The sequence below is a fragment of the Archangium violaceum Cb vi76 genome (assembly GCF_000733295.1).
Classification (GTDB): Bacteria; Myxococcota; Myxococcia; order Myxococcales; family Myxococcaceae; genus Archangium; species Archangium violaceum.
The window spans coordinates 1-8,206 of the sequence record NZ_JPMI01000021.1 but is presented as its reverse complement, the minus strand read 5'-3'; the positions used below and the strand labels follow the sequence as shown (position 1 = coordinate 8,206).

Sequence of the window (8,206 nt, the reverse complement as noted above, 5' to 3'; positions counted from 1 at the left end):
TAGCCGATGATGAAATGGTTCTGCTCGAAGAACCCCCCGCTGAACAACAAGGCCATTGGCACCGAGGGCGAGTTCCCGTGGGTCAGCATGGCCGAAAGCCATTCGTTGCCCGCGATCAGGAGCAGACCCAACCCCACCAGGGCCCGCGTGCCCAGTCCGCGCAACGCGACCATGCACATCATCCCCACGCCCAACACGTACAACACCTGGAGAAGCCATCGCCCCCACTCCAGGAGGATCCAGGACATCCACAGCGGATCCAGCAAGGCGATGAACAGGCCCCGCCGGAGGTGAAAGCCATCCAGGCCACGAGGCGGCTCTCCTTCCGCCAGACGCCGGTGGAGGGACAGCGCCAGCGCGGCCCCCGCCAGGAAGACGAAGGTAGGGGCGCACAGGTGAGTCACCCAGCGCGTCAGGAACTGCTCGGCCGGGAGCGCCGTGCCCACCTTCCAGCGAGACGCGCCATCCATGGAGAACCGCCCCGCGTTGAAGGCACCCGAGGAGTGGTCGAGCGTCATCAACACCATCGCCAGTCCCCGCATCCAATCGAGCGAGACCAGCCGTCGTGAGGAGGGAAGACTCATCTCGAATCTCGAGGGGGAGAGGTTTCGTACCTTCTATCTCGGACACACTTCCTTCTCCAGGGCATACACTCCCGCCATGCCCCTGGTGTTGCTACAGCCCCTGACGTTCGCCGCCCGGTCCAGGTCGCGACCTGGTGACAAGAAGCCGCCCCCTTCTCCCCCTCCCGCCCCGAAGCAGCCCTGGTGGCTCGTGCTGCTCCTGGTAGGCGGATTCCTGGTGCTGATCGCACTCAGCGTGTGGGCTTCCCGGCCTCCCTCGCGCCAACCCTTCCAGCCGCCCTCCCCAGGAGCCCAGGGCCGTACCCCCATGGAGCCCCCAGACATGTCGAAGGAGCGGTTCCGAGCCCAGGTGGAGCAGCTCTGCCCACGCTTCGCCGCCATCAGCTGGGGCCAGGCCGAGCGGCCCTCCCAGTTGGCCAGACAGCTCATCAGCATGGAGTGCATGAGCCGGATGTGCGAGCCCCCGGCTGGCGCCGACGCGGGCGAATCCTCCTTGAGCAGCGCGGTCTCGCCAATGTGTCGGGAACTCCTGCCGCTGATCAGGGGGGAGCCCGGCATGGCGACGGTGACCCGCTCCTACCGTCTGGCATGTCCCGAGGTCGCCGTGCCCTGGTCCGAGCGTCCCTGGAGCCCCAGCACCGAACTGGGCTTCTACACCGCCGTCCGGCCCTGTCTGGAGCGCATCTGCGAGCAGATGCTGTCGCCCCAGGGCATCCCCCCCAAGTACTGCACCCTCGCCGCGGACATCGCCGAGGGGCTCGGGGACGTGGGGGCCGTGGCCCGGCTCCGGCAGCGGGCCAAGGCGCTCCAGGCGCTCAACGAGGCTCATTGGCAGGAACTCGCCCCCAAGGAGCGCGAGGTGGCGGAGACGGACCAGGACATGAGGGTGCTCGCCAGGCGATGGGGTGAAGCCTGTGCCCAGGGGATGAGCAGGTACTGTGAGTCCCTGGCCAAATACTGCAGCCTCGAGGGTTCTCCGCCGGACGTGTGCCCCGCTGAAAACGACGCGGGTGAATAGACAGGATTCCACGGGAATTGGAGGCGCGAACATATGGACTCATATGTGCTTGGTTTTCAGGACCTGGACAAAACAAAACGCATGGTTGCCGGAGGTAAAGGCGCGAACCTGGGGGAGCTCTCCAAGATCGAAGGAATCCGCGTGCCGGATGGCTTTTGCATTTCCACCGAAGCCTTCAAACGAATCATCGGGGAAATACCGTCGCTCGGCGGCCTGCTTGAGCAGTTGTCGCTTCTGAAGGCGGAAGATCGGGACAAGATTGGTAGACTGAGCGGTGAAATCCGCGGCGCCATCGAAGGGGTGGCCATCCCTGAAGATGTCCTCGAAGACATCACGCGCCTTCTCTCCAGACTGGGAGAAGAAAATGCCTACGCCATCCGCTCCAGCGCAACCGCGGAGGATTTACCGACGGCCTCCTTCGCGGGCCAGCAAGATACGTATTTGAACATCATCGGAAAGAAGGCCATCCTCGCGCACATCAGCAAGTGCTGGGCATCGCTGTTCACCGAGCGGGCCGTCACCTACCGCCTTCAGAACGGCTTCGACCATCGCAAAGTCCACCTGTCCGTGGTGGTGCAGAAGATGGTCTTCCCGCAGGCGGCGGGGATCCTGTTCACGGCCGATCCCGTCACGTCCAATCGGAAGGTGTCATCCATCGATGCCGGCTTCGGACTCGGAGAGGCCCTGGTCTCTGGCCTGGTCAATGCCGATATCTACAAAGTGCGTGACGGTGAGATCATCGCCAAGAAGGTCTCCACCAAGAAGCTGGCCATTCATGCATTGAAAGATGGCGGCACGAAAGAACTGGCGATCGAGCCTGAGCGGCAGAACAGGCAAGCACTGACGGACGAGCAGATCCTGCGGCTCGCGCGCATGGGCCGGAAGATCGAAGAACACTTCGGCTGCCCCCAGGACATCGAATGGTGCCTGGTCGGCGATGAATTCTACCTGGTTCAGAGCCGGCCAATCACCACTCTATTCCCCATCCCGGAAGCGAACGATCGGGACAATCACGTCTATGTGTCTGTCGGCCATCAGCAGATGATGACCGATCCCCTGAAGCCATTGGGGATTTCATTGTTCCAGCTAACGGCTCTCCGGCCCATGTACAAAGCTGGCGGCAGGCTGTTCGTGGATGTCACCACCGCTCTGGCATCACCCGCCGGCAGAGAAATGCTGCTGGATGCCATGGGGAAACACGATCCGCTCATAAAGGATGCAATCCTGACCATCATCGAGCGCCGCGACTTCATCAAATCGTCGCCAGATGACAAGAAAGAACAGAGCCCCAGCAAGAACAACAAAGGCACGTCGTCTTCGGAGTTTCATCCGCAAATCGAAAACGATCCAAAAATCGTTTCTGACCTGATTGAGAAAACCCAAGCATCGATAGACGCGCTGAAACGAAGCATCCAAACGAAATCAGGCCCCGAGCTGCTTGATTTCATCCAGGAAGACGTTCAGGAACTGAAGAGGATTCTATTTGATCCCCAAAGCTCGGCGGTGTTCATGACTGCCATAGGAGCTTCAGCGTGGATCAACGAAAACATCGAGAAGTGGTTGGGTGAAAAAGGCGTAGCAGACACGCTTTCTCAATCCGCCCCCAACAACATCACCTCGGAAATGGGGCTGGCGCTATTGGATGTCGCGGACGTGATTCGCCCTCATCCGCAGGTGTTCGAGTATCTGCAGCACGTAAAAGATGATGGCTTCCTGGATGAACTGGTCAAGCTCGAGGGTGGTCAGGAAGCCCGAGACGCCATCCATGCTTATCTCGATAAATATGGAGTGCGGTGCGCCGGAGAAATCGATATGACGAGACCTCGTTGGCGCGAAAAACCAACGACGCTTGTCCCCATGATTCTCGGGAACATCAAAAAATTTTCGCCCGGTGCCGGCAGTCAGAAATTCGAGCAAGGGCGACAGGTGGCCTTGAAAAAGGAACAAGAGCTGTTGGAACGATTGAAGCAACTGCCGGATGGCGAACAGAAAGCCGAACGGACAAAGCAGATGATCAGCCTGGTCCGGAACTTCATCGGCTACCGTGAATATCCCAAATACGGCATCGTCAGTCGCTACTTCGTCTACAAGCAGGCCTTGCTGAAAGAAGCCGAACGGCTCGTGCGAGCCAACGTCATTCGAGAAAAGGAAGATATATACCATCTCACCTTCGAAGAGCTTCGCGACGTCGTGCGCACACACGAACTGGATGACCAGCTCATCAGCAAGCGAAAAGACGAGCACGCGTTGCATGAAAAACTGACGCCGCCACGCGTCATCACGTCCGATGGCGAGATCGTCGCAGGTGAATACAAACGAGACAATCTCCCGGCCGGAGCGATGGTCGGTCTCCCCGTTTCCGCCGGCGTTGTGGAGGGACGCGCGCGTGTCGTCCTGAACGTGGAAGACGCTGTGCTGGAAGAGGGAGACATCCTGGTCACCGCCTTCACCGACCCGAGCTGGACACCGTTGTTCGTATCCATAAAAGGTCTGGTCACCGAAGTCGGAGGGCTGATGACCCATGGCGCGGTCATCGCACGCGAATATGGCTTACCGGCGGTTGTCGGCGTGGAGAATGCCACCAGGCTGATAAAGGATGGTCAGCGGATTCGCGTCCATGGCACGGAAGGGTACGTCGAAACCCTCTAAATCGCGCGCCCCCCCTCATCTGCTTGGGGGGCGCACCGCCCATCGACCCAGCGAGGCTGGCGCGGGCGCTCGAGCGGCTGCCGCTGGTAGCCGGGCCACTCGCGCCCGCGCCGCGCAAGCACCTGGAGCGGGTGTTCGTCCGGGACGGGGAGCACTGCTGGTTCGTGGAACTGGCGGACGTGCCCCTCTTCGAGAGCGAGGGCAACTACGCCCGGCTGCACCTGCCCGGAAAGCAGCCGCTGCTGGCGCGCTCGCTGAACTACCTGGAGGAGCACCTGGACCCGGAGCACTTCTTCCGGGCGAGCCGCCAGCACCTCGTCAATCTGCGCAAGGTGGAGGCGGTGGAACTGGGGCCGGGGGGGAGACTGGTGCTCCGTCTGCAGGGTGGCCGGGAGGTGGAAATGTCCCGCCGCCAGTCCCAGAAGTTCCGCGAGCGGATGAGCCCCTGAACTGAAGAGCTGGGATGGAACAGCGCCTCGCGCTTTTTCAGGCCCAGGCCCAACCCACGTGCCCATCCGGGCGGATCAGCAGTCCGCTCAGCCCACGGAACTCTTCGCGGTCATCGCCTGGACGGGCCTGAACGACGTTCGTCCAGCCCCTCCACGCCGGGTCCAACGGAACGTCGGGTCCATGGCCGCCCCGGAGCCGCAGCAACAGCCACTGTCCCTCATGCATGAAGGAGTAGAGCCTCCTCACGGCGCCATCGAGCAGCTTCAATTCCAGGTCGGGGAGTCTCTTGCCGGTCAAGGCCGTCACGAACTCGCCCTCGAACCGGAGGGCGGGCATCTCCAGGTCCGGATAGACCACGTCCATGGCCCCCAGACGCTCCGCCAGGGAGCGATTCAGGGCCGGGTCCTTCAAGAAGCCAGACACCATGTCGCGCAAGGCCAGAACGGACGGTGAGCAGGCCATGAGGGCGGTCTGCGCCTCCGTGTTGCGCGTGAGCGCATGGCCCACCGGGTAGCGCTCCCGGTGATAGCTATCCAGCAGCGACAGCGGAGCTCGCTCTCGCAGCACTCCGGCGAGCTTCCAACCGAGATTCATGGCGTCCTGCAAACCGACATTGAGGCCCTGCCCTCCAGCGGGAAAGTGGATGTGCGCGGCATCCCCGGCGAGCAGCACGCGGCCGGACTTGTAGGTTTCGGCGATCCGCGTCTCGTTGCCGAAGCGAGACAGCCACTGGGGGTCCCTCATCCCGAGATCGGTGCCACAAATCCTCGTGACGCTCCGCCTCAGCTCATCGAGAGTGACACTCTCCTTGACCGGCACCTGCATGCGTTCGGGGTCGAAGAGGATGATCCGATGGATGCCGGGGCTGAGCGGGACGATCATGATGCCGCCCCGGGTGTTGATGGTGGAGAAGGCAGGCGTCGCGGGAGGGGCGGAGAGGACCACGTCGCCCAGCATGGCGGTGACCGAGGTGTCCGTTCCCACGAAGCCGATCCCCGCGAGTTGCCGGACGATGCTGCGCGCCCCATCCGCGCCAACCACATAACGCGCGCGGCAGCGGAAGGCCCGACCCGAAGCCGAGCCGACGAGGTCCACCCCTTCGTCATCCTGCCGCAACTCCCGCACCTCGTATCCGCGCCGGAGGTCCACTCCAAGCGAACGGGCGCGCTCCTCGAGCAGCGTCTCGGTGACGGCCTGGGAGATGAACAGCGTGTACTTGAAGGTCGTGTCGAGCGCCGAGAAGTCGAGCCGCGTGTCGAGCATGCCGAAGTGACCGGTCGGCAGGGGCCTGCCGCGCTCCAGGAAGGGCCCCTCCCATCCGCGCAGCGCCAGGACCTCGAGCGAGCGTGGATGGAGCGTCAATGCACGCGATTGCTGGACCGGCTCATCCCTGCGCTCGAATACCGTCACGGCAATGCCCGCCAGGGCCAATTCACAGGCAAGCATCAACCCGGTCGGTCCTCCGCCCACGACGGCGACCTCGATGACATCCTTCATGCTGAGCTCCATGGCAATGATTGTTCATGCATCACCATAGGGCCCGGCACATCTGGCGTGGTAACGTCATCCAGCCAAAGAATACCGATCTTCCGCCAGACATGCCGAATCCGAGTGCGCACATCATCGCCGCCATCGAGCGTCCGGACGAACCGGCGCTCATCGCCATTCCCATCCACTCGGGCCAGGAGCCCGAGCTCGCCCGGCACCGCCATGCGCGGGGACAGCTGTTCTCCATCGAGAACGGGCTGCTCGTCATCCATACCTCGCGCGGCAACTGGCTCATGCCGCCGGGAATGGCCGGTTGGATTCCTCCCGGCACATGGCACTCGGCGCAGTGGTACGGCCCCACGAACGGCTGGAGCGTCTATGTCTCGGCCAGAGCCTGTGAACGGCTGCCCGGGGAAGCCCGTGTCGTGCGGATGTCCCGGGTACTGGAGGCCATCGTCGAGCGCGCCACGGGCTGGGAGCCCGGTGCGCCGCTCGGCCCACCCCAGGCCCGTCTGGCGGAGGTCGCCATCGACGAGCTCCAGGGAGCGGAAGAGGAGCTGGCGCTGCGCCTGCCCATGCCGCGAGAACGGCGGCTCGCCACCATCGCCCGGGCACTCCTCGCGAATCCGGCCGATCCGAGAAGCATGGGAGCCCTGGCCACCTGGGCGGGCATCAGCGAGCGGTCCCTGACGCGCCACTTCAAGCAGGAGACGGGCATGACCTTCGTGCACTGGCGGCAGCAGGCGAAGCTGGCGCGCGCCCTGGAACTGCTATCGGAGGGAGAGCCTGTTGGGAACGTGGCCTTCACCCTGGGCTATGAAAGCGTGAGTGCGTTCATCGCCATGTTCAAGCGGTTCCTCGGCACGACCCCGGCGCAGTGCATGACCGGGCGGCGGCTCACAGGAGCTTCAACCAGGCGATGATGTCCTGCGCGTCCCGCGGCGAGAGGAGGATGCCGCTCGGGGCGAGCGCGAAGGTGTAGTGGGTGAGCACGTCCTCCAGCGTCTCGGCTGAGTTGTCGTGGAAGTACGGCGCCGTGTTCTTGATGTTCCACAGCGAGCTCATCTTGAAGTGGTTGAAGTCCTCCAAGCGGCCGGTGATGAGGAAGCGGCCGGGATCGGGCGACAGGCGCACCTCGGGCAGCCCGAGCGGCGGGCGCTGAACGACCAGGATGTAGACGGGGTTCGCGATGAAGTTGATCTCCGAGACGAATGCGTTGGAGAAGCGGCTTCCGGGGGGCTGCCCGAGGATGTTGCGAGGCCCCGTCTCGTTGAGCAGGGGACCAGCGTGGCACTGACCACAAGCGCCCTCGGGCCGGAAGAAGGCCCGGCCCCGCTTCTCGGACTCGGTGTTGCCCTCTGGTAGCGACGGAGCCACACCCGTGCTCGCGTAGTCCTTCATGGCCTGGGAGGAGAACAGCGTCTGCTCGAAGCTGGCGATGCTCGCCAACTCCTGGGCGGTGGGCTCCCGCGTCGCCTGGGCGTGCCCCATGATGGCGTCGTGGGCCTGGACCGTGAGCGAGGGGGCGCGCCCATCCTGCATCAGCACGGGGTCCAGCGCCGGGGTGTCGAGCGTGCTCGGAATGCCACGCCGCAGCGTGAGCTGAGTGGCCCCCGGGTCGAGGAGGAGCCGGGTGTTGGAGGGCAGCGGGATGGAGACAAGAACCGTCGCGTGGTCCAGGAGCCGCCGGTAGCTGGAGCCCGTCGTCCCGTCATCGCTGTCGATGGCCCGGAACATGGGAGCGTCCGGGTTCCGCTGGTAGAGCGCCCGCAACTCGGCGGGATTGACCGTACCCGTGGCCATGCCGTGGCATGTCTCACAGGTGCGCCCGTTGCCGCCGAAGGTCTCCTGGCGGAAGAGGCTCTCGCCGGTCGCAGCCAGGGACTGGTGCGCCTCGGCCACCTCCCCCACCCCACCAGCGCCCGTAGGGGAAGGGGCTCCGCACCCCGCGGCGAGCAACACGGCCGCCACCGCGGCCTGACGGATTCGCTTCGTGGAACTCCGTGACATGAAAGGG

7 protein-coding genes are annotated in these 8,206 nt (G+C 63.9%); 4 read left to right on the top strand and 3 right to left on the bottom strand.

All coding sequences use genetic code 11. From position 1 onward, the window contains the following. The coding region (locus Q664_RS03845) for a heparan-alpha-glucosaminide N-acetyltransferase domain-containing protein (RefSeq protein WP_043389911.1) at positions 1 to 584 on the bottom strand (584 nt) is incomplete at its 3' end. A 322-nt stretch (positions 585 to 906) separates the two neighbouring features. Here Q664_RS03845 and Q664_RS03840 point away from each other — a divergent pair. Genes Q664_RS03840 through Q664_RS03830 form a run of 3 tightly spaced genes read left to right on the top strand, consistent with a single transcriptional unit; the run spans position 907 to position 4,700 of the window. Next, on the top strand, positions 907 to 1,602 hold the full coding sequence (locus Q664_RS03840) for a hypothetical protein (RefSeq protein WP_152621896.1): 696 nt from the start codon (positions 907 to 909) through the stop codon (positions 1,600 to 1,602). Between the two features lie 33 nt (positions 1,603 to 1,635). Then, on the top strand, positions 1,636 to 4,251 hold the full coding sequence (ppsA, locus tag Q664_RS03835; RefSeq protein ID WP_043389905.1) for a phosphoenolpyruvate synthase: 2,616 nt from the start codon (positions 1,636 to 1,638) through the stop codon (positions 4,249 to 4,251). A 23-nt stretch (positions 4,252 to 4,274) separates the two neighbouring features. Then, the gene (locus Q664_RS03830; RefSeq protein ID WP_052517639.1) at positions 4,275 to 4,700 is read left to right on the top strand and encodes a LytR/AlgR family response regulator transcription factor; all 426 of its coding nucleotides are present in this window, start codon (positions 4,275 to 4,277) and stop codon (positions 4,698 to 4,700) included. Between the two features lie 37 nt (positions 4,701 to 4,737). On the opposite strand, the gene Q664_RS03825 is transcribed toward Q664_RS03830, so the two are convergent. Continuing rightward, the gene (locus tag Q664_RS03825) at positions 4,738 to 6,198 is read right to left on the bottom strand and encodes an FAD-dependent oxidoreductase (RefSeq protein ID WP_043389909.1); all 1,461 of its coding nucleotides are present in this window, start codon (positions 6,196 to 6,198) and stop codon (positions 4,738 to 4,740) included. 101 nt (positions 6,199 to 6,299) lie between these two features. Here Q664_RS03825 and Q664_RS03820 point away from each other — a divergent pair, with 101 nt between their 5' ends. Then, positions 6,300 to 7,112, top strand: a complete 813-nt coding sequence (locus Q664_RS03820; RefSeq protein WP_043389904.1) for an AraC family transcriptional regulator — start codon at positions 6,300 to 6,302, stop codon at positions 7,110 to 7,112. Here the strand turns inward: Q664_RS03820 and Q664_RS03815 are convergent. Further along, positions 7,087 to 8,206: hypothetical protein (locus Q664_RS03815; RefSeq protein WP_235216544.1), on the bottom strand; the 1,120-nt coding region annotated here is incomplete at its 5' end. The two genes, Q664_RS03820 and Q664_RS03815, sit on opposite strands and share 26 nt — an antisense overlap.